28 protein-coding genes are annotated in these 26531 nt (G+C 71.9%); 12 read left to right on the top strand and 16 right to left on the bottom strand.

Going from position 1 to position 26531, the window contains the following annotated elements:
• Window positions 1–25: 25 nt before the first annotated feature.
• Entirely contained in the window at window positions 26–334 is a 309-nt protein-coding gene (rplU, locus tag DEO23_RS13135; RefSeq protein WP_109276468.1) for a 50S ribosomal protein L21, read from the bottom strand.
• A 258-nt stretch (window positions 335–592) separates the two neighbouring features.
• Complete coding sequence (locus DEO23_RS13130; RefSeq protein WP_109276467.1) at window positions 593–3652, bottom strand: Rne/Rng family ribonuclease; 3060 nt, start codon at window positions 3650–3652, stop codon at window positions 593–595.
• Between the two features lie 414 nt (window positions 3653–4066).
• Between DEO23_RS13130 and DEO23_RS13125 the strand changes: the two genes are divergently transcribed.
• Genes DEO23_RS13125 through DEO23_RS13105 form a run of 5 tightly spaced genes read left to right on the top strand, consistent with a single transcriptional unit; the run spans window position 4067 to window position 11329 of the window.
• A complete protein-coding gene (locus DEO23_RS13125; RefSeq protein WP_109276466.1) occupies window positions 4067–5623 on the top strand; it encodes a cytochrome ubiquinol oxidase subunit I in 1557 nt (518 codons plus the stop codon).
• 12 nt (window positions 5624–5635) lie between these two features.
• Window positions 5636–6724: a cytochrome d ubiquinol oxidase subunit II gene (cydB, locus tag DEO23_RS13120; RefSeq protein ID WP_109276465.1), complete on the top strand. Its 1089-nt coding sequence runs from the start codon at window positions 5636–5638 to the stop codon at window positions 6722–6724.
• Window positions 6721–8457, top strand: a complete 1737-nt coding sequence (gene cydD / locus DEO23_RS13115; protein WP_205678967.1) for a thiol reductant ABC exporter subunit CydD — start codon at window positions 6721–6723, stop codon at window positions 8455–8457. The genes cydB and cydD overlap by 4 nt, the downstream gene beginning before the upstream one ends.
• Window positions 8454–10199, top strand: coding sequence for a thiol reductant ABC exporter subunit CydC (cydC, locus tag DEO23_RS13110; protein ID WP_109276464.1), 1746 nt, complete (start codon window positions 8454–8456; stop codon window positions 10197–10199). Before cydD ends, cydC begins: the two co-directional genes overlap by 4 nt.
• On the top strand, window positions 10196–11329 hold the full coding sequence (locus DEO23_RS13105) for a sensor histidine kinase (protein WP_240613401.1): 1134 nt from the start codon (window positions 10196–10198) through the stop codon (window positions 11327–11329). The genes cydC and DEO23_RS13105 overlap by 4 nt, the downstream gene beginning before the upstream one ends.
• A 12-nt stretch (window positions 11330–11341) precedes the next feature.
• Here the strand turns inward: DEO23_RS13105 and DEO23_RS13100 are convergent, their stop codons facing one another.
• Window positions 11342–11932, bottom strand: coding sequence for a response regulator transcription factor (locus DEO23_RS13100; RefSeq protein WP_109276583.1), 591 nt, complete (start codon window positions 11930–11932; stop codon window positions 11342–11344).
• 184 nt (window positions 11933–12116) lie between these two features.
• Here DEO23_RS13100 and DEO23_RS13095 point away from each other — a divergent pair, with 184 nt between their 5' ends.
• Entirely contained in the window at window positions 12117–12770 is a 654-nt protein-coding gene (locus DEO23_RS13095; protein WP_240613400.1) for a DUF4396 domain-containing protein, read from the top strand.
• Window positions 12771–12799: 29 nt separating this feature from the next.
• Here DEO23_RS13095 and mutM read toward each other — a convergent pair whose 3' ends face one another.
• The 6 genes from mutM to DEO23_RS13065 form a co-directional block, all read right to left on the bottom strand.
• Entirely contained in the window at window positions 12800–13816 is a 1017-nt protein-coding gene (gene mutM / locus DEO23_RS13090; protein WP_109276463.1) for a bifunctional DNA-formamidopyrimidine glycosylase/DNA-(apurinic or apyrimidinic site) lyase, read from the bottom strand.
• A 4-nt stretch (window positions 13817–13820) separates the two neighbouring features.
• On the bottom strand, window positions 13821–14573 hold the full coding sequence (rnc, locus tag DEO23_RS13085) for a ribonuclease III (protein ID WP_109276462.1): 753 nt from the start codon (window positions 14571–14573) through the stop codon (window positions 13821–13823).
• The gene (locus tag DEO23_RS13080) at window positions 14573–15193 is read right to left on the bottom strand and encodes a YceD family protein (RefSeq protein WP_240613399.1); all 621 of its coding nucleotides are present in this window, start codon (window positions 15191–15193) and stop codon (window positions 14573–14575) included. The genes rnc and DEO23_RS13080 overlap by 1 nt, the downstream gene beginning before the upstream one ends.
• A 125-nt stretch (window positions 15194–15318) precedes the next feature.
• Window positions 15319–15810 carry a pantetheine-phosphate adenylyltransferase gene (gene coaD, locus DEO23_RS13075; protein ID WP_109276461.1) on the bottom strand — a complete coding sequence of 164 codons (492 nt, stop codon included), beginning with the start codon at window positions 15808–15810 and terminating at the stop codon, window positions 15319–15321.
• An 11-nt stretch (window positions 15811–15821) separates the two neighbouring features.
• On the bottom strand, window positions 15822–16457 hold the full coding sequence (locus DEO23_RS13070; RefSeq protein WP_109276460.1) for a GNAT family N-acetyltransferase: 636 nt from the start codon (window positions 16455–16457) through the stop codon (window positions 15822–15824).
• A 60-nt stretch (window positions 16458–16517) separates the two neighbouring features.
• Window positions 16518–17276, bottom strand: coding sequence for an SDR family oxidoreductase (locus DEO23_RS13065; protein ID WP_109276580.1), 759 nt, complete (start codon window positions 17274–17276; stop codon window positions 16518–16520).
• Window positions 17277–17410: 134 nt separating this feature from the next.
• On the opposite strand from DEO23_RS13065, the gene DEO23_RS13060 reads away from it, so the two are divergent.
• Window positions 17411–18250, top strand: coding sequence for a helix-turn-helix transcriptional regulator (locus DEO23_RS13060; RefSeq protein WP_109276459.1), 840 nt, complete (start codon window positions 17411–17413; stop codon window positions 18248–18250).
• A gap of 122 nt (window positions 18251–18372) precedes the next feature.
• Window positions 18373–18747, top strand: a complete 375-nt coding sequence (locus DEO23_RS13055; protein WP_109276458.1) for a helix-turn-helix domain-containing protein — start codon at window positions 18373–18375, stop codon at window positions 18745–18747.
• Between the two features lie 220 nt (window positions 18748–18967).
• Here the strand turns inward: DEO23_RS13055 and DEO23_RS13050 are convergent, their stop codons facing one another.
• Both DEO23_RS13050 and DEO23_RS13045 read right to left on the bottom strand, forming a co-directional pair.
• Window positions 18968–19558, bottom strand: a complete 591-nt coding sequence (locus DEO23_RS13050; protein WP_109276457.1) for a ClpP family protease — start codon at window positions 19556–19558, stop codon at window positions 18968–18970.
• On the bottom strand, window positions 19555–20229 hold the full coding sequence (locus tag DEO23_RS13045; RefSeq protein ID WP_109276456.1) for a ClpP family protease: 675 nt from the start codon (window positions 20227–20229) through the stop codon (window positions 19555–19557). Before DEO23_RS13045 ends, DEO23_RS13050 begins: the two co-directional genes overlap by 4 nt.
• A 202-nt stretch (window positions 20230–20431) precedes the next feature.
• Between DEO23_RS13045 and DEO23_RS13040 the strand changes: the two genes are divergently transcribed.
• Genes DEO23_RS13040 through moaA form a run of 3 tightly spaced genes read left to right on the top strand, consistent with a single transcriptional unit; the run spans window position 20432 to window position 22460 of the window.
• Window positions 20432–20917, top strand: coding sequence for a MogA/MoaB family molybdenum cofactor biosynthesis protein (locus DEO23_RS13040; RefSeq protein ID WP_109276455.1), 486 nt, complete (start codon window positions 20432–20434; stop codon window positions 20915–20917).
• The gene (locus DEO23_RS13035) at window positions 20914–21354 is read left to right on the top strand and encodes a molybdenum cofactor biosynthesis protein MoaE (RefSeq protein ID WP_109276454.1); all 441 of its coding nucleotides are present in this window, start codon (window positions 20914–20916) and stop codon (window positions 21352–21354) included. The genes DEO23_RS13040 and DEO23_RS13035 overlap by 4 nt, the downstream gene beginning before the upstream one ends.
• Window positions 21351–22460 carry a GTP 3',8-cyclase MoaA gene (gene moaA / locus DEO23_RS13030; protein ID WP_109276453.1) on the top strand — a complete coding sequence of 370 codons (1110 nt, stop codon included), beginning with the start codon at window positions 21351–21353 and terminating at the stop codon, window positions 22458–22460. Before DEO23_RS13035 ends, moaA begins: the two co-directional genes overlap by 4 nt.
• Window positions 22461–22536: 76 nt before the next feature.
• Here moaA and DEO23_RS13025 read toward each other — a convergent pair whose 3' ends face one another.
• The 5 genes from DEO23_RS13025 to DEO23_RS13005 all read right to left on the bottom strand — a co-directional run bounded on the left by DEO23_RS13025 (window position 22537) and on the right by DEO23_RS13005 (window position 26018).
• A complete protein-coding gene (locus DEO23_RS13025; RefSeq protein WP_109276452.1) occupies window positions 22537–22776 on the bottom strand; it encodes a MoaD/ThiS family protein in 240 nt (79 codons plus the stop codon).
• Window positions 22773–23081, bottom strand: coding sequence for a DUF6457 domain-containing protein (locus DEO23_RS13020; protein ID WP_205678965.1), 309 nt, complete (start codon window positions 23079–23081; stop codon window positions 22773–22775). The genes DEO23_RS13025 and DEO23_RS13020 overlap by 4 nt, the downstream gene beginning before the upstream one ends.
• Before the next feature lie 119 nt (window positions 23082–23200).
• Window positions 23201–23731, bottom strand: a complete 531-nt coding sequence (moaC, locus tag DEO23_RS13015) for a cyclic pyranopterin monophosphate synthase MoaC (RefSeq protein ID WP_109276451.1) — start codon at window positions 23729–23731, stop codon at window positions 23201–23203.
• On the bottom strand, window positions 23728–24951 hold the full coding sequence (locus DEO23_RS13010) for a molybdopterin molybdotransferase MoeA (protein ID WP_109276450.1): 1224 nt from the start codon (window positions 24949–24951) through the stop codon (window positions 23728–23730). Before DEO23_RS13010 ends, moaC begins: the two co-directional genes overlap by 4 nt.
• Window positions 24948–26018: a ThiF family adenylyltransferase gene (locus tag DEO23_RS13005; RefSeq protein ID WP_109276449.1), complete on the bottom strand. Its 1071-nt coding sequence runs from the start codon at window positions 26016–26018 to the stop codon at window positions 24948–24950. The genes DEO23_RS13010 and DEO23_RS13005 overlap by 4 nt, the downstream gene beginning before the upstream one ends.
• A 92-nt stretch (window positions 26019–26110) precedes the next feature.
• Here DEO23_RS13005 and DEO23_RS13000 point away from each other — a divergent pair, with 92 nt between their 5' ends.
• Complete coding sequence (locus DEO23_RS13000) at window positions 26111–26512, top strand: TOBE domain-containing protein (protein ID WP_109276448.1); 402 nt, start codon at window positions 26111–26113, stop codon at window positions 26510–26512.
• Window positions 26513–26531: the final 19 nt, after the last annotated feature.

Below are 26531 nucleotides of genomic sequence, written 5' to 3'. Positions count from 1 at the left end.
CTCGTTCAGCCTTGAGGGGCGACGCTCAGGCGATGCCCGTGATCTTCAGACGGGTGAGCTCCTGGCGGTGGCCCTGACGCTTCTTGTAGCCCGTCTTGTTCTTGTACTTGAGGATGCGGATCTTCGGACCGCGGAGGTCCTCGACCTTCTCCGCCGAGACGGTGACCTTCGCGAGGTCGTCCTTGGTCGAGGTCACCGTGTCGCCGTCCACCAGCAGGACGGGGGTGAAGTCGACGCTCTGGCCCGCCTCGCCGGTGACGCGGTTGATCACGATGGTGTCGCCGACCGACACCTTCTCCTGACGACCGCCTGCGCGGACGATTGCGTACACCACGTCACTGCTCCATCTTGGTTCGTACTGGGTCGTCGCCTCCCACCGCTCCGCCTCGCGCACTCCTGGGGCGGAGTGCTGGGCGGGTGACGACCGGGTCGGGTGCGCGACCGGGAAGGTCGCAGCTCCGCCGACCCTGCGGCCGGGAACGACGATCGACGCGTTCTGCGCCGAGGGACAGCCTACGAGGCGCGGTCGGACCGGTCAAGGCACATGACCGGTCCGACCTGCGTTTTCACTGCTGTACAGCTGTGGAACGCATCACGCGTCGCCGGAGCGCTCCGCGCCCTGGTCCGCGGGAGTGACCTCGGTCGCCCGCTCCGGCGTGTCCGCCTGGTCCTCCGCGGTGGGCGCCTCGGACGCGGTGGCGCCGGGCTCCTCAAACGCCGTCGCGCCCGACTGCTCCTCGGACGTCTCGCCCTGGACGGAGACGACCTCCCCGTCGACGACGACCTCCGGGTGCTCCTTGGAGCCGGTGGCCGCGGCGATCGAGGCGATCGTGGCGCGGGCGAGGGCCCGTGATTCGCTGTCGGACTCCAGACGGTGGACGTCGCCCGAGCGCTCGCCCGCGGCCTCCTCCGACTCGTCCGCGGAGCTCTGCGCGTTCGAGGACCCGCCGCCGTTGCCGCCCTTGGACTTGCCCTTGCGGCGACGCGAGCCCTTGCCTCCGCCCTCGTCCTCCTTGGGGGCCTGGTGCTGATGGCTCACCCCGTCGAGGTCGACGATCATGCCGCGGCCCGCGCAGTGCTCGCAGGTGGTCGAGAAGGTCTCGACCAGGCCCGCTCCCACCCGCTTGCGGGTCATCTGCACGAGGCCGAGCGAGGTGACCTCGGCGACCTGGTGCTTGGTGCGATCGCGGCCCAGGCACTCCACGAGACGACGCAGCACCAGGTCGCGGTTGGACTCGAGCACCATGTCGATGAAGTCAACGACGATGATCCCGCCGATGTCCCGCAGACGCAGCTGGCGGACGATCTCCTCGGCCGCCTCGAGGTTGTTCTTGGTGACCGTCTCCTCGAGGCTGCCACCGGCGCCGGTGAACTTGCCGGTGTTGACGTCGACCACGGTCATGGCCTCGGTCCGGTCGATCACGAGCGATCCGCCGGAGGGCAGGAAGACCTTGCGGTCCATCGCCTTCAGCAGCTGCTCGTCGACGCGGTGCTTGGCGAAGACGTCCTTCTCGCCCACGTGCTGGGTGAGTCGCTCGAGCAGGTCCGGGGCCACGTCGGAGACGTACTCGTGGATCTCCTTGTGCGCATGGTCGCCCTCGACGACCAGCGAGGTGAAGTCCTCGTTGAAGACGTCGCGGACCACCTTGATGGCGAGGTCGGGCTCGACGGAGAGCGAGGCGGGCGCCGACTTCGACTTCTGCGCCTTCCGGATCTTGTCCCACTGCTTGCGCAGGCGCTCGACGTCGCGGGTGAGCTCCTCCTCGCTCGCACCCTCGGCGGCCGTCCGCACGATCACGCCGGCGTCCTCGGGGATCACCTGCTTCATGATCTTCTTCAGCCGTGAGCGCTCGGCGTCGGGCAGCTTGCGCGAGATGCCCGTCATCGAACCACCCGGCACGAACACGACGTAGCGACCGGGAAGGGAGATCTGGCTGGTCAGACGCGCACCCTTGTGGCCGATGGGATCCTTCGTGACCTGCACGAGCACCGGGTCCCCGCTCGAGAGCGCGAGCTCGATGCGGCGCGGCTGGCCCTCGAGCCCGACCGCGTCCCAGTTGACCTCGCCGGCGTACAGCACGGCATTGCGGCCCTTGCCGATGTCGACGAACGCGGCCTCCATCGAGGGCAGCACGTTCTGGACCTTGCCGAGGTAGACGTTGCCGACCATCGAGGTGTGCGACTTCTGGGCGACGTAGTGCTCGACCAGGACGTCGTCCTCGAGGACGGCGATCTGGATGCTGCCCTTGCGCTCGCGCACCACCATGGAGCGCTTGACCGACTCGCGGCGGGCGAGGAACTCGGCCTCGGTGATCACGCTGCGGCGGCGTCCGGCATCGCGGCCCTCCCGGCGCCGCTGCTTCTTGGCCTCCAGACGGGTGGAGCCCTTGACGGCCTTCACCTCGTCGCGGGCCTCGCGCACCTTGACCACCGTGTTGGGCGGATCATCGGGCGAAGGACCGTTGTCCGAGGACGACGACGACGAGGAGGAGCGGCGGCGACGGCGACGGCGACGCGAGCTCGAACTGCCCGCGCCGGACTCCTCGGAGCCCTGCTCGTCCTTGTCCTGCTCGTTCTTGTCCGCCGCGTCGTCCTGCTTCTCGGCCTTCTCCTCGGAGTCCTTGCGGGACCGGCGCTTCTCGCCCGACGACTCCGAGTCCTCGTCCTCGGTGCCGTCCTGGGAGTCCTCGGTGGCGTCCTGGGAATCCTCGCCGCGGCCACGACCACGGCGTCCACGGCCTCCGCGGCGACGGCGACGGCGCGAGGAGGAGGACTTGCCGTCCTCATCGCGGTCCTGGGTGTCCTGCTGCTGGTCCTCCGCGGAGGTGTCCTCCTCGGAACCGTCGTCGGTGCCCTCGGGCGCGGTGGTCGCCCTGCTGGCCGACTCCTCGGGGGCGTTCGCCTCGGCCTGCGGGCGGGTCGCCCGACGCCGGCGGGTGCCCTTGGCTGCGGTGCCGAAGGACAGCTCGGAGCTGCCTCCCTCGTGCTCCTCCTCGGAGCCCTTCTGCTCGGGGACCGACGTGCGGGACTCCGAGGTGGGGGCCTGGAAGATCAGAGAGGCGAAGTCGATCTGCGACTGCTCGCGGCCGGTGCGCTCGGGAGCCTGCACGGGAGCGTCGGCCCGACGGTCCGCGAGGGCCTGGAGGTCCGCGGCGATGCCTGCTTCCTCGGGCTCCTCCGTCTCCGAGCTCTCCTGCTCCTCGCCCTCGTCCTCGGATGCGCCGGTGGACGGCTCGACGGCGGTGCCGGCGGCGTCCTCGGTCTGCTCCTCCTGAGCGGCTGCAGCCGGTGCGGCCTCGGGAGCGACGGGCTCGGACTCGGGGACGGACTCGGGAGCCTGATCCGCGGGAGCGCTCTGCTCCGCGGCGGGCTCGACCGGTGCGCTCGGAGGGCCTGCCGGGGCCCCGGCGGCGCGGCGACGACGGCGCGTGGGCGCCGCGGCCGGCGCGGGAGTCTCGACGGGCGCGTCCGTGGTGGTCTGCTGCCCGGCGACCGTGGTGTGCGCCTGTGCCGCAGCGGTGGCGTTCGGGGTGTCGGTGTGCTGGGGGGCGCCCGCCGGGGAGCCGGCGCGCCGACGCGGACGCTTCGCCCTCCCGCTGCTGGTGCTCTCCGACGACGTCGACGATCCGGGGGTGCTGATGTCCTCAGCCATGGGGCTGCTCCTCATAGAGGGTCCGTCGCACCCCGGGCCCTGCGGTCATCGTCCTGATGGACGGAAGTCGTTCGCCCTCCTCGGCGCGCAGCTCCCGTCGGGGAGCGCGGCGATGTCGGCAGCTCGACGCATCACGATCGCGCGAAGCGCGGTATCGGTGCGCGGCAGGTCCGACTCCGAAGAGGTTCTTCCCCCGGGTGCGCGGAGGAAGAGCGCTCCCGGCAGTATGGCACAGCGTCGGTGCCCAGGCGCGGACCCCGTCCGCATCACGAGCCGATCCCCGGAGCGTGACCCATCCGGCAGATCCCCGGCTCCGGGAGAGGACCATCGTCCCTGTGGACCGCTCACGGGCGGTCCTACTGTGGTTCCACAAGCGGCGCACTCGCACGTCGCACCCTCGCCCCAGGGAGCACCATGGAAGCCCTCGACCTCGCTCGGTGGCAGTTCGGGATCACGACCGTCTACCACTTCCTGTTCGTCCCGCTCACGATCGGGTTGTCGCTGCTCGTGGCGATCATGCAGACCGTGGCGATGCGCTCGCGCGACGCGGTGCGCAAGGACGCCTGGACGCGGCTGACGAAGTTCTTCGGCTCGATGCTGATCGTCAACTTCGGGATCGGCATCGCCACCGGGCTGGTGCAGGAGTTCCAGTTCGGCATGAACTGGTCGGAATACGCACGGTTCGTGGGTGACGTGTTCGGTGCGCCCCTCGCCCTCGAGGGGCTGGCGGCGTTCTTCCTGGAGTCGGTGTTCCTGGGTCTGTGGATCTTCGGCTGGGGGAAGCTCCCGGAGAAGATCCACCTGCTGACCATCTGGTGCGTCGCCCTGGGCACCACCGCCTCGGCGTACTTCATCGTCGCCGCTAACTCGTTCATGCAGCACCCGGTGGGGGCGTCGCTGAACCCGCAGACCGGACGCGCCGAGCTCGACCCCGACAAGGGCGGTCTGTTCGCGGTGCTCACGAACATCACCACCCTCGCCGCGTTCCCCCACGTGGTCGCGGGGGCCTGGCTGGTGGCGGCGGCGTTCGTGACCGGTGTCGCCGCCTGGCACATGGTGATCCACCACAACAAGGCCCGCGAGATCGGACTGACCACCGAGGAGGGCGCCGCGCACGACACCCAGGCGCGCACCGTCTTCCGCCCGGCCCTGCGCTTCGGCGTCATCGCGATGTTCATCGCCGGCCTCGCCCTCGTGATCTCCGGGGACCTCCAGGGCCAGATCATGTTCAAGCAGCAGCCGATGAAGATGGCCTCCGCCGAGGCGCTGTGCGAGACCCAGACCGGGGCGGACTTCTCGATCCTCACGGTGGGCGGCCCCGACGCCTTCGCCCAGGACTGCTCGAGCGTCACCCACCTGATCGAGATCCCGAACGTCACCTCCTTCCTGGCCACCCACACCTTCGACTCCACGTTGCAGGGCGTCGACCAGCTGCAGCCGCAGTACCAGCAGCAGTTCGGGGAGACCGTCACCGACGTCCACGGGGACACCCATCAGGCCGATTACCGTCCGAACCTGTTCGTCACCTACTGGTCGTTCCGCCTCATGATCGGGCTCGCCGGCTTCAGCGCGATCCTCGCCTTCTGGGCCCTGTGGATCACCCGCGGGCGCGGTGAGAACGCCCGCACCAGCGGCTCGAACCTCTTCCGGTGGTTCGCGGTGCTCGCGATCCCCATGCCGTTCCTGGCGAACTCCGCCGGCTGGGTGTTCACCGAGATCGGCCGCCAGCCCTGGGTGGTGGTCCCGAATCCCGAGGACCCCACCGTGCACCTGATGACCCAGCAGGGCGTCTCGCCCCACGGCTCGGCGACGGTGATCGCCTCGCTCGTGTGCTTCACGGTGGTCTACGGGGTGCTCGCCGTGCTCTGGTTCGGGCTGATGCGCCGTGCGGCTCTGAAGGGCATACCGATCCCCCGGCGGGACCGGAAGACCCAGGAGCTCGACACCCCGACCCTGTCCTTCGACTACTGAGGCGGCGACGTCATGGATCTCCTGCTCCAGCCCACTGCCCTGCAGACGCTCTGGTTCTGCCTGATCGCCCTGATGTTCACCGCCTACTTCGTCCTCGAGGGCTTCGACTTCGGCGTCGGCATGAACGTGGCCGCCCTGGGGCGCGGTCGCGGCGCCGCGGCGAGCGAGCGTCGCGGCACCATCCTGAAGACAGTCGGCCCTGTGTGGGACGGCAACGAGGTGTGGCTGATCGCGGGCGGCGCCTGCCTGTTCGCGGCCTTCCCCGAGTGGTACGCGACGCTGTTCTCGGGCTTCTACCTGCCGCTGCTGCTGATCCTGCTCTCGCTGATCCTGCGCGTGTGCGCCTTCAAGTGGCGGGAGAAGGAGCAGGGCCACCGCTGGCGCACCGCCTGGGACGTCGTCCATGTGATCACCGCGCTGCTTCCGGCGCTGCTGTGGGGCGTGGCCTTCGCCAACATCGTCGCCGGCGTCTCGATCGACGAGCGCAGCTGGGTGACCACCTCGATGCTCGGCCTGCTCTCCCCCTTCGGCCTGCTGGGCGGGATCGTGTTCGTGCTGCTGTTCTGGTTGCACGGCACCCTCTACCTCGCCCTGCGCACCCGTGACCCGCTGCGCTCCGACGCCCGACGGCTCGCCTCGATCCTCGTCGTGCCGACGTTGATCGCTGCAGGGGTGTTCCTGGTGTGGGAGCAGCTCACCGCCTCCCACACCGCGCTCACCTGGATCCCGCTGGTGATCGCAGCGCTCGGCCTGCTCGCCGTGATCCCGGCGAACCTGGCCCGCCGCACCGGACTCGCCTTCACCGCGAGCGCGATCGCGATCGCCGCCGCGGGTGTGCAGCTGTTCGGCGGCCTGTTCCCCTACGTCATGCCCGCGGCGAACCGGGCGGCGAACTCGCTCACCGTCGCGAACGCGTCCTCGAGCGGCCACACCCTGGGGGTGATGGCGATCTCCGCGGCGATCTTCCTGCCCCTCGTCATCGCGTACCAGATCTGGGCCTACTGGGTGTTCCGCCATCGGGTCGAGGGCACGGACTCGGACCAGGACGGGCTGTTCGAGAGGGCGCGCCGCGGGTACCGCGCGGCCTTCGAGCAGGAGTGAGCATCAGCCGCGCCCCGCTCGACCCGCGCCTGCTGCGCGAGGTCCGCGCCGCCCGTGTCCACGTGCTGCGCACGACCGCCCTCGGCCTCGTGCAGGCGGCGGCCGTGATCGCCACCGCTCTGATCCTCGCCCACCTGGGCTCCGACCTCCTCGTCCATCACCGCTCCCCGACAGATGCCCCTGGTCTCCTCGTCGGCCTCGTCCTCGCACTCATGGTCCGCGCTCTCGCCGTCCTCGCCGAGCAGCGATCCGCCCACCGGGCCGCGACCGACGCGATCGCCGACCTGCGCGGACGACTCGTCGAGCATGGGGCGCGTCTGGGACCGCGCGCCGCAGCCGGACGCGGCGCCGACCTCACCACCCTCGCCACCACCGGCGTCGAGAACCTCCGTCCCTATCTGGTCGGCTACGTGCCCCAGCTCCTGCTCTCGGCCACGGTCACGCCCCTCGTCCTCGTGACGATCCTGTGGCAGGACCCGCTCAGCGCCCTGGTCGCGGCGGTCACCCTGCCGCTGGTCCCCCTGTTCATGATCCTGATCGGGAAGCTCACCGTCGGCCGCTCCGAACGCCTCCTCGCCGACACCCGCAGCCTGTGGGCGCAGATGCTGGATCTCGTCGAGGGCTTGCCCACCCTGCGAGCGCTGGGCCGGCAGAAGGGTCCCGAGACGATGGTGCGTGACCTCGGGGAGCGCCATCGCAGCTCCACGATGGGAACGCTGCGCTTCGCCTTCCTCTCCTCCATGGTCCTCGAGCTGCTGGCGACGCTGTGCGTGGCCCTCGTCGCCGTCGAGATCGGTATGCGCCTGGTCTACGGACAGATGGAGCTGGCGCCGGCGATCGCCGTGCTCGTGCTCGTCCCTGAGGTCTACCTCCCGCTGCGGCAGGTCGGTGCCCAGTTCCACGCCTCGACGGACGGCGTCGCCGCCGTCTCCGCCTCCCTCGACGTGCTCGCCGAGCCCGTCCCGGCCGACGGCACCGTCGACTGCCCGGACCTGCGCACCTCGACCCTGCGCCTGGTGGACGTGTCGGTCCGCTCCCGGGACGGCCTCGCCCCGCACCGGGCCTCCCTCGAGATCCGGCCCGGCACCGTGCACGCGATCGCCGGCCCCAGCGGCAGCGGCAAGACCACCGCGGTGCAGGTGCTGCTCGGACTCCTCGAGCCCGACGACGGCCGGGCCGAGGTGGTCACGACCGACGGCTCCGTGCACGACGTGCGCTCGGTGCGTCGGCAGAGCTTCTACACCCAGCTCGTCCATCTGCCGCAGCGCCCGGTGCTGCCGCTCGGCACGATCCGCTCCGTGCTCGCCGAGGTCGCCCCCGAGGGGACCGGCCAGGAGGCTCTCGAGGAGGCGGCGCGCGCAGCCGGCCTCGACGACGTCGTCGCGACGCGCGGCTGGGAGGCACCGCTCGGGCGCGGCGGCAACGGCCTGTCCCTCGGGGAGCGCCAGCGCCTCGCGCTGGCACGGGCGCTGCTCTCCCCCGCACCCGTGGTGATCCTGGACGAGCCCACCGCGCATCTCGACGGGGCGAGCGAGGAGAGAGTCCTCGAGCTGGTGCGGTCCCTGCACTCCGCCGGCCGTACCGTCGTGCTGATCGCCCACCGCTCCCCGCTGCTCGAGGTGGCGGACGTCGTCAGCGAGATCGCACCCACGACAGAAGAGGAGTCGGCGCCGGCGGCACTCGGGTCCTCGGTCGGGACGTCGGCCGAGGTCGAGGCGGGTGAGAGCCGATGACCCCGCTGCGCCGCCTGCTCGGCATGCTCGAGATCCCGCCCGCGCGTCTGACGGCAGCGGTCGCGGCCGGCTCCGCGACGCTCGGTGCGGCCTTCGCCCTCGCGGCGGTCTCGGCCTGGCTGATCACGACCGCCTGGACGATGCCGAACGTGCTGGACCTGACGGTCGCCGTGGTCGCGGTGCGCGGTCTCGGCGTCTCCCGCGGGGTGTTCCGCTGGGCCGAGCGGATGCTCACCCACGACGTCGCCCTGCGCGGCGTGGTCTCGCTGCGCACGAACCTGTACATCGCGCTGGCGAGACGGCGCGACGACTCCCTGGCCCGGATGCGTCGCGGGGACCTGCTGGCACGGCTCGGGGACGACGCCCAGGAGCTCGGCGATCTCGTGATCCGCGCGATCGTCCCAGGGCTCGTCGCCCTCGTGATGGCCGGCGCCGTGGTGGTCACGATCCTCCCGCTCAGCATCCCGGCGGCGCTGTGCATGCTGATCGCGCTGCTGATGGCGGGCGTGCTGGCGCCGATCACCGCCCATCGCGCCGCGCGCCTCACCGAGACGGCCGTGGTCACCACCCGCTCCGACCTCACGGCCGACGCCCTCGAGGTCCTGGACGATGCGAGCGCGCTGCGGGTCCAGGGCCGCCTGGAGGGGCGGCTCGAGGGCCTGGCGCGGGCGCAGCGGGCGCACGACGCGGCGATCGACCGGGCGGCACTGCCCTCGGCCCTGGCTTCCGCCACAGTCCCCGCGGTGATGGTCCTCGCCCTCCTCGGCTCGGTGGTCGCGGCGGGCGCCGCCTGGATGGGCGGCGGCGCGAGCGCCGGCGCCGTCGGGGTCCTCCTGCTGCTGCCGCTCAGCAGCTTCGAGGCCGTCACCACGCTGCCCGCCGCCGCCTCGCAGCTCGCCCGCTCCCGCGCTGCGGCCGGCAGGCTCGCGGCGGCCGTCGGCCCTGACGCCCTCGAGACCGATCCTGCGGCCCCGACCGAGGGCGCCACGAGGGCCCCGGACGCGTGGACCGGAGCCGATCGGGGCCGCGGCACCGCGCCCGGGTCCGCTCGAGCCCCCGTGCTCGAGGCCCGCGGACTGCATGCGGGGTACGGTCCGGAGGCCGTCCGCGTGCGCGCCCTGGATCTGCACCTGGCGCCCGGGGAGCGCATGGCTGTCGTCGGCGCGTCGGGGACAGGCAAGACGACGCTCCTGCTGACCCTGGCCGGGCTCCTCGAGCCGGTCGCCGGCAGCGTCTCGCTCGACGGCTCCGGCCTCGCCCACCTGCCGGAGGAGACCGTGCGTGAGCGCATGATCGCCTACCCGGAGGACGCCCACGTCTTCGCGACCACGCTGCGCGAGAACCTGCGGGTGGTGCGCAGCGGCGTCACCGACGACGTCTGCCTCGAGGCGCTGCACGCCGTCGGGCTCGCGGACTGGCTGGGCATGCTGCCCCGGGGCCTGGACTCGATGCTCGGCGCGGACGGCACCACCGTCTCCGGAGGGGAGCGCCGCCGCCTGCTGCTGGCCCGCGCGGTGGTGCGCGCGGCCCCGATCACGCTGCTCGACGAGCCCACCGAGCATCTCGATCTCGCCCGCGGGGACGATCTGCTGCGCCGTCTCCTCGACCCCACCGACGGCTCGCTGCTCCCGGTCGGGACCAGTACCGTCGTGGTCACCCATCGTCAGGAAGCCATCCCGGCCGGCACGCCCGTGCTGCGGATCCGGCCCGACGGCACCAGCGAGCTGAGGAGGATGCCGTGAGTGCGAGCGAACCGATGCCGCCCTCTCCCGCCGACGCCAGCCTCCACGACCTCGCGGCGGCCGTCGCCGCCGGGGGCGACGTCGAGGACCTCCTGGACCTCCTGGTCCGCGCGGCGGCGGACCGGACGGGCGCATCGACCGCCGCCCTCGTGCTGCCGCAGGGCCCGGGCGCCTGGGCCCTCGAGGTCGCCCACGGCCTGTCCGTGCCCTCCCTGCTGGGAGCAGCGGTCCCGACGGGCAGCGCGCTGCACGCGGCCCTGGCCGGGACGGATCCGACCGGCGTGGGCGCGGTCCGCGAGCTAGAACTGGAGGGCACCGCCTGGAGTGCCGTCGCCGAGATCGTCGAGGCCGGCGAGCAGGGCGTGGGCGCGCTGCTCGTCCTGGACACGGACGGTGCGGCGACCCTGGAGCACGCGCGCACGGCTCTCGAACCGCTCGCCCTGTTGATCTCCCTCTCTCTGGATGACCGTCGTGGCTCCGGGGAGCAGGACCTGGACGACGAGCGCCGACGCATCGCGCGCGACCTCCACGACCTCGCGATCCAGGAGCTCTTCGCCGTCGGCATGGAGCTCGAGGCGCTGACCTCGGCCCTGGACGGCGCCGCGGGCGCGGTCTCCAACGCCTCGATCCGCCGCACCGTGGAGACGTCCCTGCTCGGCATCGAGACCGCCGTCGCGCAGATCCGACAGATCGTGCAGTCCCTGCGCCGCGAGCGCAGCGCGGCGACGCTCACCGAACGTCTGCGCCACGAGGCGGGCCTGGCGACCGCCGGCCTCGGCTTCGCCCCCGCGCTGCGCCTGCCGCGGGTGCCCGCCGAGATGGACGCCGAGGTCCCCGAGGAGATCGCCGAGGACGTCGTCGCCGTGGTCCGTGAGGCCCTGGCGAACGCGGCCCGTCATGCCCACGCGAGCGCCGTCGCCGTGTCGGTGACGCTGTTCTCCGAGGGTGTGGACCGCGTGGTCCAGGTCGCCGTCTCCGACAACGGGCGCGGGATCGATCCGGGAGTGAGCCGCCGCAGCGGCCTGGCGAACATGTCCAGCCGAGCGCGCAGGCACCAGGGCTGGGTCGACGCGATCTCCCTGGAGCCGGGCACGATGATCAACTGGCGGGTGACGCTGCCACCGGCGTGAGCCCGGCGTGTCTCAGGGCTTCCAGCCGGCGCGCCGTCTCGCGGCCACCATCGCTGTGACCTGGGTGCGGCGTTGCAGGCCCAGGGCCTGAAGGATCACGGTCACGCGGTTCTTCACGGTCTTCTCGGCGATCCCGAGCTGCTCGGCGATCTCCCGGTTGGAGTGACCGTCACCGATCAGTTCGACGATCCTGCGGTCCGAGGCCGACAGCTCCGGCCCTTCGGAGGGGCGATCCTCGGGCCAGATGCTGCCGCCCTCGTGGACGGTCAGGATCCCCGCCACGATGTCCGCCGCGCGAGCGGACTTCAGCATCAGGCCCTCGGCACCGGCCGCACGGGACTCCAGGACCGCCGGCTCGTCGTCGAAGCTCGTGAGCACGAGGATCCGGGTCGCCTCGGCGAGGGCGCGCGCCTCCCGGATCACGTCGATCCCGGTGCCGTCGGGCAGCTGCAGGTCCACCACCAGCACCTCGGGGCGGATCGCCGGCAGACGCCGCACGGCCTCGGCGACGCTTCCCGACTCCCCCACGATGCGCAGTCGCGGATCCGCGTCGACGACCGTCGCGATCCCTCGGCGCACCACCTCGTAGTCGTCCACGAGCATCACCGAGATCGGAGCCTCGACCACCGGGTCACCTCCAGGTCCTGAGCGTGGGGCCGCCGACGGCCAGTGCGACCTGTCGTCCGATCATCACGGTAGCGCAGCCCACTGGGACGCTCTCGAGTGCCCAGGTCCTACCATCGACGCAGGCCGGTGGCGAGAGACCGAGCGCGACGAGGAGGCTGCCGTGGAGGATCCGACCCCAAGCGGGACACCCGCTCACGAGCGACGCGACGAGGGCGATCATGGGGGCGCCGCGCACCACGACGGCGTCCACCACGACGGCGGGGAGCAGGGCTCCTCACAGTCCCACGACATGTCGCAGATGGCGGTCGGCGCGACCCTGCACTGCCTGACCGGCTGCTCCATCGGGGAGATCGTCGGGCTGATGGTCGGTGCCGCGGCCGGATGGGCCAATCTGCCGACGACGGTGCTGTCGATCGCCCTGGCGTTCGTGTTCGGCTACTCCCTCTCGGCCCTGCCCCTGGTGCGCGGCGGCATCGGCGTCGCTGCCGCGCTCGGCCTGGTGCTCGCCGCCGACACGATCTCGATCGCGACCATGGAGATCGTGGACAACCTCGTCATGCTGGTGATCCCCGGGGCGATGGACGCCGGGCTGCCCGATCCGCTGTTCTGGCTCTCGATGCCGATCTCCCTGACCATCGCCTTCTTCGCCGCATGGCCCGTCAACCGCGCCCTGCTGCGACGGGGGAAGGGCCACGCGGTCACCCACCATGCGCTCGGTGAGGGCGCCACCATGCACAACGCCCCGCTGGTAATCGGCATCAGCGCTTTCCTGGGCGGCGGGTTGATCGCCTCGATCGGGACGATCCTGCAGTGAGGCAGGTGCTCACCGGGGCCGGCGACGAGCTACCGGGACGAGACCCGCAGCGGCCGCTGACACGCCGGGCAGTAGAAGCAGGAGCGCTGCTGCAGCACGGCACGGCGGATCGTTCCCCCGCAGCGCGGGCAGGGCTCGCCCTCGCGTCCGTAGGCCGCGAGCGACCGGGCGAAGTAGCCGGAGCGTCCGTCGACGTTGACGTAGAGGGAGTCGAAGCTCGTCCCGCCCACGTCCAGGGCGCGGCGCATCACCGCCTCGGTGCCCTCCAGGACCCGCACTGCGCGACCCCTGGTCAGGGCGTTGCCGGGGGTGTCGTAGCGGGTGCGGGCGCTCCAGAGCCCTTCGTCGGCGTAGATGTTGCCGATCCCGCTGATCAGGGACTGATCGAGCAGCAGCGCCTTGACCGGTGCCCGGCGGGTGCGCAGCACCGCGATCGCGGCGTCGCGGTCCAGGGAGGGATCCAGGAGGTCGCGGCCGATGCCGGCGACGTCCTCGGGCAGCAGGTCGTCCGGCGAGCCGTCGCTCGCGGGCAGGCCGTCCTCGGTGGCGACCAGGGGGCTCGTCCACAGTCCACCGAAGATCCGCTGATCAACGAAGTCCACGAGGGTGCTGCCCTCGAGGTGCAGCACCACGCGCCGGTGGACGTGCGGATCGCTCGCCGGTCCCTCGCCGCGGGGCTCGCCCGCCGCGGGATCGGGTGGCGGCAGGAGCACGGCGCCCGTGCCGTCCGTCGCGGAGGCCTGTGCGGGCGACGGCACCGACGCGCCGGTCCGCACGCGCAGCTGCCCGCTCATGCCCAGGTGGGTCATCAGCGCCTGTCCGGTCTCCTGACCCGCAGCGTCCTGCAGGCGCCACCACAGGAACTTCCCGCGCCTCTCCAGGCGCGCCACGCGGGTCCCCTCGACGGTCCGCGCGAAGGCCTCGGGGCCACCCTGCTGGCGGCGCAGGGAGCGCTGCTCGAGGACCTCGACGCGCTCGATCGTGCGCCCGTCGACGTGTGGCGCGAGGCCACCCCGGACGACCTCGACCTCGGGCAGCTCGGGCACGGCCTCAGCCCCGCGGCAGCACGGTCTCGCCGCGCGCGTCCAGGACGCTGCGCACCGCATGCTGGGCGGCGGCGAGCTCGGCGTCCTTCTTCGAGGCTCCCTGCCCGCTCGCGGTGACGACGCCGGTGATGGTGGCCTCGGCGGTGTAGGTCTTGGCGTGCTCGGGACCGGCCTCGGTGATCTCGTAGATCGGCACCGTGCCGGTCTCCGCCGCGATCTCCTGCAGGCGGGTCTTGAAGTCGTACCCGGCCTCGAGGATCTCGTCGCTCTCCAGCAGCGGTCGCAGCAGGTCCAGCACGTAGCGGCGGGAGACGTCCTGGCCGCAGGAGAGGTGCACGGCGCCGATCAGCGCCTCCATCGTGTCGGCGAGGATCGACGCCTTGTCGCGCCCTCCCGAGAGGTCCTCGCCGCGGCCGAGCTTGACGTAGGAGCCCAGGTGGATGCGTCGGCCGATGAGGGCGAGAGCGCGCGTGTTGACCGTCGCCGAACGGCGCTTCGCGAGGTCGCCCTCCGGCAGGCCGGGGTGCACGGTGTACAGCTCCTCGGTGACGGCGAGCTGCAGAACGGCGTCACCGAGGAACTCCAGACGCTCGTTGTGCGGGATCTGCTCGTGCTCGTAGGAGTAGGAGCGGTGGGTCAGGGCGAGGTCCAGCAGACCGGACTGCGTGAGCTGCGCGCCCTGATCGGGGAACAGCGGCAGGGTGGCCAGCAGCTCTTGCGGGTCCTTCGCTGAGGTCGTCTTCCGGGCGCGCGCCATCAGCGCTGCCCGTCGGCGCGGTCCTCGGGCGAGCTGCCGGCGTCGGTCCCGTCCGCCGGGGAGTCGCCCTCGTCCGGCAGCAGGCCGCTCAGTGCTGCCCAGCGGGGGTCGATGTCCTCGTGGTGATGGTCGGGGTCGTCCTCCAGTCGCGCCCCGCACTGGGCGCACAGGCCCATGCACTCGGGCTTGCACAGCGGCCGGTCATCGGACTCGAGGGCGATCACGTCGTGGACGAGCGGCCCCAGGTCGACCTCGTCGCCGCTGAGGGTGGGGACGTCCTCCTCCTCGTCCGCCTTGACCTTCTCGGGGTAGCTGAAGAGCTCGTCGATGCGGGCATCGACCTCGCGCTCGAGCGGGTCGAGGCAGCGGGAGCACTCGCCGCTCACGCGGGCCTGCACGGTGCCGCCGACGTAGATCCCCTCGACCACGGACTCGAGCTCCGCCCCGACCTGGATGGTCTCTCCGGTGGGGACGGTGAGGGCGAGGTTGCCGACGGTCTGGTCGGCAATCGTCACGGCACGCTCCACGTGGCGGTGGGAACCCGGCTTGCCGATCAGGTCCACGACCTCGAAGCGCAGATCGAGGTCATCGGGCGCAGGGATGCTGGTGGAGATGTTCACGCCCCCAAGGATACGAGCGGGAGGCACCACGGGTCGCGGGGCGCGCGGACCGGGGTGAGCGGTCCGACGTCCATCGCGGCCCTGTCCGGCTGCGACACGGCGGTCGGGAGCCGGCAGCGCGCCGGTCAGGAGGAGGACAGCGCGGAGTCGAGCGCCCGGCGCGAGGCCTCCGGAAGCATGTCCTCGACGCTGCCGCCCAGGTGGGAGACCTCGCGCACCAGGGTCGAGGAGATGTGGGCGTAGCGGGAGTCGGTGAGCAGGAAGACGGTGTCCACGTCCGCGAGATGCTGGTTCATGCGGGCCATCGGCTCCTCGTAGGCGAGGTCCATCTGTCCGCGGATGCCGCGCACCACGGCTTGCGCATCGTGCTCGCGGCAGAAGTCCACGAGCAGGCCCTGCGGGAGGACCTCCGAGGTCACCGTCCGGTCCAGCCCCTCGGCGCGCACGGTCTCGTCGATCGCCTGCTGACGTGCCTCCAGCGAGAGCAGCCCCTTCTTGCTGGGGTTGTGCGAGATCGCGATGATCAAGCGGCTGCACAGGCCGGCCGCGCGCCGCGCCAGATCCAGATGACCGAGGGTGAAGGGATCGAAGGAGCCCGGCAGGACGATTGTGCTCATGACCTCAGACCCTACTGGGTCGGGTCCTGCCGGGGAGTGTCCGGGCCCGCCTGCTGGGCGTGCCATTCCTCGGCGAGGACGGCCCAGGTCATCGAGTCCACCCACCCGCGGGTGACGTGCAGGCTGTCCGCGCGGTGGGTGCCCTCGCAGCGCATGCCGATCTTCTCCATGATGCGCCAGGAGGCGCGGTTCTCGGCGAAACAGAGGGCGGTGACCCGGCGCAGGCCCATCTCGGCGATCGCGATGCATAGCAGCTCGCGGGCGAACTCGGTGCCCAGCCCCTGCCCGGAGTGGTCCGGATGCATGACCCAGCCGAGCTCGGCCATGGTGTGCCGGGTGCGTGAGCGAACGGCCTCCTGCCCCCAGGGGTCCAGGGTGGTGATGAGCCCCGTCGCCGCGATCTCGCCGCACGTCCCCGCGCCCGCTCCGCCGTGCGGAGACCGCTCCCCCACGATCCGCCAGGGCAGCCCCTCCTCCCACCGCTGCCGGTGGTACTCGAGGCTGTGGGGGCGGCCCGAGGTCCATTCGTGGACATCGGGCCGCTGGTACCAGTCCCAGATCGCGTCGGCGTCCTCGCTGCGCGCGCGACGCAGCACGAGACGGTCGGTGCGGAAGGGCCAATCGAGGTCGCCCAGGGTGGTGCTCACGCGGCAACCGTACTCAGTGCGGGGCGTGCACCGGTGTGGATCACCGGGAGGTGAGCACGGTCAGTCCTCGTGACTCGCGTTGAGGGCCTCGATGACCTGCGGGTACTCACCCCGGATCTCGGCGTACCGCAGGACCTTCACGGTCTCGACCTGGATCTCCCGCGGCTCGGGGTCCGTCTCCAGGATGTCCATGACCTCGTCCGCGAAGGCGTCCAGCCCCATCGCGCGCTCGCTCTCGGCCTGCCCGGGCATCAGGTCGGTCTGCACGGCCGGCGGTTCGAGCTCGAGGACGCGCACCCCCGTGCCCTCCAGCTGCAGGCGGATCGACTCGCTGAGCATGTGGATGGCCGCCTTGGACGCGTTGTACGTGGGGGTGATCCTCAGGGGCGTGAAGGCGAGCCCGGAGGAGACCGTCATGATCGTCGCGTCGCCGCGCGCGACGAAGTGGTCGAGCAGCCCCGCGATCAGGCGGATGGGGCCGAGCACGTTGGTGGTCACGATCGCCTCGGCCGTCTCCAGCAGCCCCTCGGACCTGGTCCAGTCCTCCGCCTGCATGATCCCTGCCATGGCGATCAGCATGTCCAGGTCGGGGTGACGGGAGAGGACCTCGGCTGTCGCGCTCCGGATGCTCTCCGGATCGGTGGTGTCCAGGCGGATGGTGTCGAGGCCAGGATGCTCGAGCGACAGGCTCTCGAGCAGTTCGGTCCGGCGCCCACCGATGATGACGGTGTTGCCGCGAGCCTGGAGCCGCAGGGCGAGGGCGAGCCCGAGGCCGCTGGTGGCGCCGGGGATGAAGATGGTGTGTCCGGTGATGTCCATGTCGGGAGCCTCGCACCCGCTGCGGGAGCGCACCAGAGAGGGTCGATCGGGGGATCACGGATCCCTGGTTGCGACGTTCCCGCTCCGGGATACTGCATGCCATGGACGTGGACCGGATGGATGAACGACGCGGGATGGATCGTGAAGCTCTGGCTGCCTTCCTCGTCAGCCGTCGTCACCGCATCTCCCCCGCCGACGTGGGCCTCCCCCTCGGTGCCCGTCGCCGCACGCCGGGCCTGCGCCGCGAGGAGGTGGCTCAGCTCGCGGCGATGTCCGTGGACTACCTCAGCCGGCTCGAGCAGCGCCGCGGACCGCAGCCCTCCTCCGAGATGCTCGTCGCGCTCGCCCGCGCTCTCCGCCTCACCGCCGACGAGCGCGACTATCTCTTCCATGTCGCAGGTCACAGCGCACCCGACCGTCTCGCCGTCGCCGACCACGTCTCGCCGGCTCTGCTGCGGGTGCTCGACCGGCTCTCCGACACCCCGGCGATGATCCTCTCGGCTCTCGACGAGCCGCTCGTGCAGAACGACGCCGCGCGGGCGCTGTTCGGCGACGCCTCGCAGCTGACGGGGTGGGAGCGCAGCGGGATCTACCGGTGGTTCGCGAGCCCGGAGACCACTCGGGGCATCTACCCGCCGGAGCACCATGCGCAGCGCAGCCGGGCTCTGGCCGCGACCCTGAGAGCGGCCTACGGCTCGATGGGCCCGCGCTCCCGCGCCGGCGCTCTCGCCCGTGAGCTCGCGGGGATCAGTGAGGAGTTCCGTGAGCTGTGGGATGCGCACGTGGTCGCACAGCGCTTCGAGGACCACGAGGTGCTCGTGCATCCCGAGGTCGGGGAGATCGAGGTGGACTGCCAGGCGCTGTTCACGGAGGACGCCTCGCAGGTGCTGCTCGTGATCACCGCGCCCCCGCGCACGGGGGCCGCGCAGAAGCTCGAGCTCGTCGCCGTGCTGGGGACGCAGACGGCGTCGTGATCCATTCCGGGGGCCTGAGGGGCCCAGCGACGCGTCGTCATGCAGTGCTCCGGACGGTTCTGTTCGCTCCGCTGACAGCGGAGCGGACTGTGCTCGCGTGCACGCCGCAGTAGCCTCCGTTCATGGATGCCACCGAACCGCTGCTGCGCGAACTGGTCGGAGCGGCCCTGCGCCGCGAGCGCCGCCGCCAAGGTCTGACGCTCGCGCGGCTCGCCGAGGCGAGCGGTGTGAGCATGCAGCACCTCTCCGATGTCGAACGTGGTCAGAAGGACCCCTCGAGCGAGGTGCTGTCCGCGATCACCGGTGCGCTCGGGATCAGCGTCTTCGAGGCGGGGCGACGTGTGGCCGATTCCGCCGTCGTCGGACCGCGCACGGCCGTCGTCCTGGACCTGACGGGCCGGACCGGTTCGAGGACGTCGCGGTCGGGCCCGGCCGGCATCCCGCTGACTGCTTCGCCCTCCACGATGCCCGGGGGCACGCTCCTCAAAGTCGCCTGAGCTCGAACGATCCCGGTGGGTCCCCGGGTCGCACGCGGTGGACCGCGTCGAATCCCTCGGACCCGACCGGCTCCTCGAATGCGGCGTGATAGCGGAGCGCGGTCTCCGGGTCGAGCACGACGTCGTCCGGGTGCTCCCCGCGCCTCGCCGTGAGCCGACGGAGCGCGACCTCGCGCGGGGTGCCGAGGAGGACCAGCGCCAGGGTGAACGTGCCGGGAGCTCACCTGCGTCGCAACACGTGATCGGCCAGCCCGTAGTCGACGGCCGCCTGCGCATCCAGCACCCGCTCCCGCTCCAGATCGGCCCGTACGGTCGCGAGGTCCGTCGCGCTGTGCTCGGCGATCACGGCTTCGAGCTCCCGGCGCACTCTCTCGATCTCCTGGGTGGCGAGGATCAGGTCGGGCACGGCGCCCCGACCGCTCGCCTCGAGGGGATGCAGGACCACGCGGGCGTGCGGGAGGACGGCGCGCATCCCCGGTGTCCCGGCGGCCAGCAGCACCACGGGCGCGGCGACCACCTGGCCGATGCAGGTGACGGCGACGTCGCTGCGCACGTAGTCCAGGGCGTCGTGGATCGCGAGCACCGCCTGCGCGTCGCCGCCCTCGGAGTTGAGGTACAGCTGGATGGGCCGGTCGGGCGCATCGTTCTCCAGGTGCAGGATCTGGGCGATGACGGTGTTGGCGACCCCGTCGTCGACCGGCGTCCCCAGATAGACGATCCGGTCGCTGAGCAGCCGGGAGAACACGTCGGCGCTGCGCTCCGCGCCCTGGGAGGTGCGCTCGGTGACGGAAGGGATCGTGTAGCTGCTCATCGGGCGTCTCCTTCCGCGACGATCCCCGCGGTGCCCCGGCGACCCTGCCCCGGCGGGAACGGGAGGACCTGCGACAGGTCGTCGAGGACGTGGTCGCAGAAGCCGTAGACCACGGCGTCCTGGGCCTCCCAGATGCGGTCTCGCTCGGAGTCGCGGGCGATCTGATCGCGGGAGCGGCCGGTGCGCTCGGCGGTGATGTCGATCAAGAGGTCGCGCCCACGTCGCAGGTCCTCGGCCTGCAGCTCGATGTCGGCGGCGCTGCCGCCGAAGCCGGCGGACCCCTGGTGCATGAGGACCCGGCCGTGCGGGAGGATGAAGCGCTTCCCGGGCGTGCCCTGGGTGAGCAGGAACTGACCGGCGCTGTACGCCATGCCGAGGGCGACGGTGCGCACGTCGCACGGGACGAGATCCATGAGGTCTCCGATCGCGAGCATCGCGGGCACGAGGCCGCCCGGTGAGTTGATGAGCAGGGTGATGTCGCGGCCGGGGTCCTCCGCGGCCATCAGCACGAGCTGGGCGCACAGCCGGGCGCCGTTGTCCTGGTCGAGCTCCTTGTCCAGCAGCAGGATCCGTTGATGCAGGAGGCCCCCTGCCGTGCGCTCGGCGAGAGCCGGCAGCGGGGTCGAGGTGTCGTCGGCGCTGGCCGTCCGGGATGTGTGTGCAGTGGTCATGTGGTGACCCTGGCCCCTCGGATGCGCCGTTGGTCGAGTCTCCGCGCTGTGCGGATCCACGCTGCGCTGATCCGCCCTCGGCGGAGCCCTCGTCGGCGTCGACAGCGGTGCCCACCGCGGCGGCTTCGCGACCCGGGCGCGCAGCTGAGCGGCGCGATCGCCTCTTCCCACCGACGCACGCCGCGCCACTACGATGGAAGGCATGGAGCACGCGGAGCGATCAGCAGCGATGATCACCGTGTCCGACCGCAGCGCGGAGGGGTCACGAGAGGATCGTTCGGGCCCGATCGGTGCACGTCTGCTCGAGCAGGACGGCTGGTCGGTGACCGCCGTCGTCGTTCCCGACGAGGCCCAGGCGATCACCACCGCCATCCTCACCGCTGCCGAGCGCGGCGACGCCCTGATCGTCACGAGCGGCGGGACGGGCCTCGGCCCGCGGGACGTCACCCCCGAGGCGACCCTCCAGCTGCTGGACCGCGAGGTCCCGGGGATCGCGGAGCGTCTGCGAGCGATGGTCGCGGATCAGCTGCCCGCCTCGATGCTCTCTCGCGGCGTCGCGGGGGTCCGCGGTCGCAGCCTGATCGTGAACGTGGCGGGTTCCCCCGGCGCCGTGCAGGACGGCATGCCCGTGATCCTCGCCGTCGCCTCCCACGTCGCCGACCAGGTGCGGGGAGGCGATCACCGGTGATCATCTCCGCCGCGCTGACCGACGCGCCGCTGGACATCTCGGCGCACCTCGATGCCGTCGCCTCTCCTCACGCCGGAGCGACGGCCGTGTTCGTGGGCACGGTGCGCGACAACGACCCGGAAGCCGGCGGCACCGTCGAGCGGCTGGACTACTCCGCCCACCCCGATGCCGAGCGCCTGCTGGGTCAGATCGCGGCGACCTGCGACGCCCCGGACGTGCGCATCGCCGTCTCCCATCGCATCGGCTTCCTCGCCGTCGGCGAGACCGCGATCGTGGCCGCCGTCTCGAGCCGCCACCGTGACGCCGCCTTCACGATCTCCCGCGAGGTCGTCGAGCGCGTCAAGGAGCGCCTGCCGGTGTGGAAGCGCCAGGTCGAGGCCGACGGCACCGCCGAGTGGATCGGCCTGGGTTCCCTCGCACCAGGAGCGAGCGCATGAGCACCGCCGTCCACCCCACGCCCGTCGCGCTGCCCACCCCGACCGTCCGGGTGCGCACGGCCGATTCCCCGTCGGCCCCGACGAGGCCCCCCGCGTCCGACGACGTCTGGGACGGCCCGCTGGTGGACAGCTTCGGGCGCGTTCACCGGGATCTGCGGGTGTCGCTGACCGACAAGTGCAACCTGCGCTGCACCTACTGCATGCCCGCCGAGGGCCTGCCGTGGCTGGCCAAGGAGAACGTCCTGACCACCGACGAGATCGAGCGGGTCGCCCGGGTCCTCGCCCGGCTCGGCATCGTCGAGGTGCGGCTGACCGGCGGGGAGCCGCTGCTGAGGCCGGACATCGTCGAGGTGGTACGCCGTCTCCACGCGATCGAGGGCCCGCAGGGTCCGCTGGAGATCTCGATGACGACCAACGCGATCCGTCTGGACCGCGTCATGGAGGATCTGCAGGATGCGGGGCTCGCACGGCTGAACATCAGCCTGGACACGGTCGACCCCGAGCGCTTCACGACCCTGACCCGGCGCGAGCGCTTCTCCGCCGTGCAGAAGGGCATCGCCGCCGCGCGTGAGTCGGGACTGCGTCCGCTGAAGATCAATGCGGTCGCGATGCGTGAGGTCAACGACGACGAGTTCTGCGACCTGCTGCGCTTCGCCATCGACCAGGAGGCCGAGTTGCGCTTCATCGAGCAGATGCCGCTGGACGCGGGTCACGTCTGGTCGCGTCACACGATGGTCGACGGCGAGGAGATCCTCGAGAAGCTCTCCGAGCAGTTCACGCTCACTCCCGTCGGCGACCGCGGATCCAGCCCCGCCGAGGTGTTCGCGGTCGAGGGCACCGACGCGACCGTCGGCGTCATCGCCTCGGTGACGGCACCCTTCTGCGGTGCCTGCGACCGGGTGCGGCTCACGGCCGACGGCCAGCTGCGCAACTGCCTGTTCGCGCGGGAGGAGTCGGATCTCCTCACGCTTCTGCGTTCCGGCGGTTCGGACGAGGACGTGGCGTGGATGATCCGCGCGAGCATCGGGGCCAAGCGCCCCGGGCACGGGATCGACGACCCCGGTTTCCTGCAGCCGGACCGGCCGATGTCCGCGATCGGGGGCTGAGATCCGGGCCTGCTGCGACTCGAGCATCTCGGCTCGACCGGCTTCGACAGCGTCCGGCGGGGGCAAGCTGCTCGGATCAGCCGCCCGCGAAGGGTGGCAACACGTCGACCGTGGCGTCCTCGCCGATGACCGCTGCGTCCTGGTCGGTGCGGGTGCCGTCCACGAGCAGGGAGCACAGGCCGAGCACGCGCGCGAACTCCGGTCCGTGGCTCTCCTCCAGACGGCGGCGCAGCTCGCCGAGCTCCATCGGGCCCGTCAGCTGTGTCTCCTCGGTCCCGGCGGCGTCGGCGGCGCCCGCGAACAGGCGCACCCTCATGACCGGCTGCCCTCCGGGCCGGGCCGAATGCCGTCGGTCTCGTCACCCTCGGCGGGGTGCTCGTCCTTCCAGGCGGCCAGCTGCGTGGTGACGACGCCGGCCGCGTCCTCGAGGTCCCGGCCGCTCGCCACCGCCAGTCCCAGCAGGTAGGTGGTCACAGGGCCTGCGGGGCGGGTGACGCCGTGGGCGACCTGGCCGGTCAGTCCCAGCAGCCGGTTCGTGGCGACATCTTGGGGATCGAGGTCCAGGGCGGGCGCGAGCCGCTCGATCCAGTCGTCGACCTCGGGAGGTGTCTCGCGGGGCATGGGATCTCCTCTGCTCGGTGACGAACGTTCGATGACGAACGGTGGATGACGAACGGCCCCGTCCGGGCGCGGGCTCGTCCATCATTCCAGGTGTGGGAGGGGCGCTGCGGCAGGGTCCCTCAGCTCTCGGCCCGCCGCCACCTGCCGCTCTTGCCGCCGGTCTTCTCCACCAGTTCGATGCGGTCGATCGCCACGGACTTGTCCAGGCCTTTCACCATGTCGACGACGGCCAGCGCAGCGACGGAGACGGCCGTCAGGGCCTCCATCTCCACCCCCGTACGGTCTGCCGTGCGCACGGTCGCCCGCAGCTCGACCCCGCCCTCGGTGATCTCCGCGTCGAGGACCGCTCCGTGCACACCGATCACATGGGCCAACGGCAGCAGCTCGGGTGTGCGCTTGGCGGCCTGGATCCCGGCGATCCGCGCCACGGCGAGCACGTCCCCCTTGGGGACCGTCCCGTCGCGCAGGGCGGACACGATCTCCGGCGTGCAGGTGACCACCCCTCGCGCTGTCGCGCTGCGCACGGTGGGCGTCTTCTCGGTGACGTCGACCATGCGGGCGCGGCCGTCCTCGTCGAGGTGGGTGAACGGCTGGGATGCGGAGTCCTCCGGCTGAAGGGAACTGCGATCCCGGGGGTCGCTGTGGTTCATGAGAGCACCATGACGTCGATCTCGTCTCCTTCGTCGACTCGGTCGGTGGCGGCGGGAACGAGCGCCAGATGCTCGGCGGCCGCGAGGGAGACCACCAGGTGCGAGCCGCTGCCACCCGCACTGGCGGGCGCGACGGTGTGCTCGTCCATGATGGCCGGGAGCGCCTGGGCGCGCCCCACCGGGCAGCGCCAGGAGCTGCGGGCACGACGGGTGACGACCGGCCGCAGCAGATCGTGGTGGCCCGCGAGGGCACGCAGCGCCGGGCGCACGAACATCTCGTAGGAGACGGCGACCGCCACGGGATTCCCCGGCAGGCAGAACACGGGCGTCACCCCGTCCACGAGTCCGAACCCCTGGGGCTTGCCGGGCTGGATGCCGACCTTCTCGAAGCGCACACCCAGCGGGCCGAGCGCGTGCTTGGCGACGTCGAAGGCACCGACGCTCGCCCCACCGCTGACGATCGCGGCATCGGCCTCGAGAGCCTCGACGTGACGGGCCAGCTCGTCACCGTCCTCGTCACGCCACCAGCTCACCTCGGCCACCTCGAATCCGTCGGCCTCGAGGGCCGCAGCCAGCAGGACGGAGTTGGACTCCGGGATCTGCCCGCGACCGAGCGGCTCGCCGGGTGCGACCAGCTCGGACCCGGTCGAGAGCACGGCGACCCGGGGTCGGCGCACCACGGCTACCCGCGAGTACCCGGCCGACGCCACCGCCGCGAGCCGCCACGGCGTGAGCTCGACGCCCTCCGCCACGGCGACGTCCCCGAAGGGGGTGTCCTCGCCCTCGCGGCGGATGTGTGCCGAGGGTCGGGGAGTCCTGCGCACGGTGATCCAGGCCGGCGGGGCGTCCGGGGTGTGCCGGCCGTGGGTGTCGGGGGCGTCCTCGAGCTCGACGTCCTCGATGGGGACGATCGCATCGGCCGTGGTCGGCGTCGGCGCGCCGGTCATGATCCGTACCGCCTCACCGGGGCCGACGGGCGGGTCCTCGGAGCTGCCGGCCGGGACGTCGGCGGTGACGCGCAGCCGCGCGCCCTCGCCGGCGTCCTCGGCGCGGACCGCGAACCCGTCCATGGCCGAGTTGTCGAACAGCGGCACGGGGTGCCGGGTGCGCACCTCCTCAGCGGTGACGAGACCGCGCGCGGCGGCGAGGTCGACCTGGTCGGCAGGGAGGCGCCGTACGGCGTCGACCAGGCGGGCGCGGTGCTGCTCCCAGGGGATCATGAGGCCCCGACCGGGGTGACGTCGCCGTAGCCTCCGGCCAGGACGCGGATGTCGGCCCGAGGGTGTGCTGCGGCCAGGGCGTGCGCCGCGACGCGTGAGCGCGGACCCCGCTGGCAGTAGACGACCACCGACCGATCCACGGGGACCTGAGCGGGGTCGGTGAGCACCCGGGCGAGCGGGATGTGCAGGGCACCGGGCAGCATCCCGGAGGTGACCTCGGCGTCCTCGCGCACGTCCAGGAACAGGGCGCCCTCGCGCTCGGCCGCGGCGACATCGACCCGCGGGATCGGGCGGCTGCGCTCCGCGGCCGTCAGGGGCACCTCCCGCGTGCGGGCGCCGAGCGCATCGAGCACGAGCATCCGGCCCAGCAGCGAGTCACCGATCCCGCAGATCAGCTTGATGGCCTCCATCGCGAGGATCGCACCGAGCTGTCCGCACAGCGCACCGATCACGCCCGCTTCGGCGCAGCTGGGCACGAGCGCCGGATCCGGAGCGGAGGGGAAGACGTCGCGCAGCGTGATGGCCGGGCCGGCGGTCGGCGCGGACCAGAAGACCGTGGCCTGGGCGTCGAAGCGCAGCACCGAGCCCCACACCAGCGGGATCCCGAGGGCCTCGCAGGCATCCGCGATGGCGTAGCGCGTGGCGAAGGTGTCCGTCCCGTCGATCACGAGGTCGTAGTCGGCGAGGAGATCCGGGGCGGTCGTGGGATCGAGCCGGGTGAGGTGCGGGCGCAGATCCGTGTGCGGGGAGAGACCTGCGAGTCGTGCGACCGCGACCTCGGCCTTGGGGCGACCGACGTCCTCCACCCCGAACAGGACCTGGCGCTGGAGGTTGGTGGACTCGACACGGTCGAAGTCGATGATGCCGAGTCGACCGACGCCGGCCGAGGCGAGGTATTGCAGGACCGGGGATCCCAGTCCGCCGGCGCCGACCACCGCGATCCTCGCGGCGGCGAGCCGCCGCTGCCCCACCTCGCCGATCTCGGGTAGACGCAGCTGTCGCGACGCCCGCTCCGCCTCACCGGGAGGGAGCGCGTCCACGGGGTCCAGGAGCGGCGGCAGAGGCATGAATCCATCGTAGTCTCGCCGCACCCACCCGCATCTGCGGCTCGTGACTCCCTGGGAGCGCGCAGATGCGGCTCCAGTGGTGTACTAGGGCCATGACCACATTCCGCGTGAGCGAGGCGGCTCCGCTGCTGGGCGTCAGCGACGACACGGTGCGGCGCTGGATCGATGCCGGATCACTCCCCTCCAGCCGGGACGAGTCGGGACGCACCGTCGTCGAGGGTGCCGACCTCGCCCGCCGCCTGGCCTCCGGCAACGGCCAGACCGACCCCGTGCGACGGGGGTCCTCCGCCCGCAACCGCTTCGTCGGCATCGTCACCGGGATCACCCGCGACACCGTGATGGCGAAGGTCGAGATGCAGTGCGGCCCGCACCGCGTGGTCTCCCTGATGTCCTCCGAGGCTGCGGACGAGCTCGGTCTCGAGGTCGGATCCCTCGCCACCGCCGTCGTCAAGGCCACCACGGTGATCGTCGAGACGCCGTCGGCCACTTCCTGATCCCCCATCCCGAAGGACT

The organism is Brachybacterium endophyticum (assembly GCF_003130585.1).
In the GTDB taxonomy this organism is placed as follows: Bacteria; Actinomycetota; Actinomycetes; order Actinomycetales; family Dermabacteraceae; genus Brachybacterium; species Brachybacterium endophyticum.
The sequence above is the reverse complement of the archived record's forward strand: the minus strand, read 5'-3'. Positions and strand labels throughout refer to the sequence as shown.

Excerpts from the sequence above, each read along its gene's own strand:
- DEO23_RS13005 (WP_109276449.1), bottom strand. The coding sequence starts at position 26,018 with ATGCCTCTGCCGCCGCTCCTGGACCCCGTGGACGCGCTCCCTCCCGGT.
- DEO23_RS13060 (WP_109276459.1), top strand. The coding sequence starts at position 17,411 with ATGGATCGTGAAGCTCTGGCTGCCTTCCTCGTCAGCCGTCGTCACCGC.
- DEO23_RS13045 (WP_109276456.1), bottom strand. The coding sequence starts at position 20,229 with ATGACCACTGCACACACATCCCGGACGGCCAGCGCCGACGACACCTCG.
- moaC (WP_109276451.1), bottom strand. The coding sequence starts at position 23,731 with ATGAACCACAGCGACCCCCGGGATCGCAGTTCCCTTCAGCCGGAGGAC.
- cydB (WP_109276465.1), top strand. The coding sequence starts at position 5,636 with ATGGATCTCCTGCTCCAGCCCACTGCCCTGCAGACGCTCTGGTTCTGC.
- DEO23_RS13055 (WP_109276458.1), top strand. The coding sequence starts at position 18,373 with ATGGATGCCACCGAACCGCTGCTGCGCGAACTGGTCGGAGCGGCCCTG.
- DEO23_RS13100 (WP_109276583.1), bottom strand. The coding sequence starts at position 11,932 with ATGCTCGTGGACGACTACGAGGTGGTGCGCCGAGGGATCGCGACGGTC.
- moaA (WP_109276453.1), top strand. The coding sequence starts at position 21,351 with ATGAGCACCGCCGTCCACCCCACGCCCGTCGCGCTGCCCACCCCGACC.
- DEO23_RS13025 (WP_109276452.1), bottom strand. The coding sequence starts at position 22,776 with ATGAGGGTGCGCCTGTTCGCGGGCGCCGCCGACGCCGCCGGGACCGAG.
- DEO23_RS13125 (WP_109276466.1), top strand. The coding sequence starts at position 4,067 with ATGGAAGCCCTCGACCTCGCTCGGTGGCAGTTCGGGATCACGACCGTC.
- rnc (WP_109276462.1), bottom strand. The coding sequence starts at position 14,573 with ATGGCGCGCGCCCGGAAGACGACCTCAGCGAAGGACCCGCAAGAGCTG.
- DEO23_RS13130 (WP_109276467.1), bottom strand. The coding sequence starts at position 3,652 with ATGGCTGAGGACATCAGCACCCCCGGATCGTCGACGTCGTCGGAGAGC.
- DEO23_RS13040 (WP_109276455.1), top strand. The coding sequence starts at position 20,432 with ATGGAGCACGCGGAGCGATCAGCAGCGATGATCACCGTGTCCGACCGC.
- DEO23_RS13010 (WP_109276450.1), bottom strand. The coding sequence starts at position 24,951 with ATGATCCCCTGGGAGCAGCACCGCGCCCGCCTGGTCGACGCCGTACGG.
- DEO23_RS13020 (WP_205678965.1), bottom strand. The coding sequence starts at position 23,081 with ATGCCCCGCGAGACACCTCCCGAGGTCGACGACTGGATCGAGCGGCTC.
- DEO23_RS13050 (WP_109276457.1), bottom strand. The coding sequence starts at position 19,558 with ATGAGCAGCTACACGATCCCTTCCGTCACCGAGCGCACCTCCCAGGGC.
- coaD (WP_109276461.1), bottom strand. The coding sequence starts at position 15,810 with ATGAGCACAATCGTCCTGCCGGGCTCCTTCGATCCCTTCACCCTCGGT.
- DEO23_RS13065 (WP_109276580.1), bottom strand. The coding sequence starts at position 17,276 with ATGGACATCACCGGACACACCATCTTCATCCCCGGCGCCACCAGCGGC.
- DEO23_RS13000 (WP_109276448.1), top strand. The coding sequence starts at position 26,111 with ATGACCACATTCCGCGTGAGCGAGGCGGCTCCGCTGCTGGGCGTCAGC.
- cydC (WP_109276464.1), top strand. The coding sequence starts at position 8,454 with ATGACCCCGCTGCGCCGCCTGCTCGGCATGCTCGAGATCCCGCCCGCG.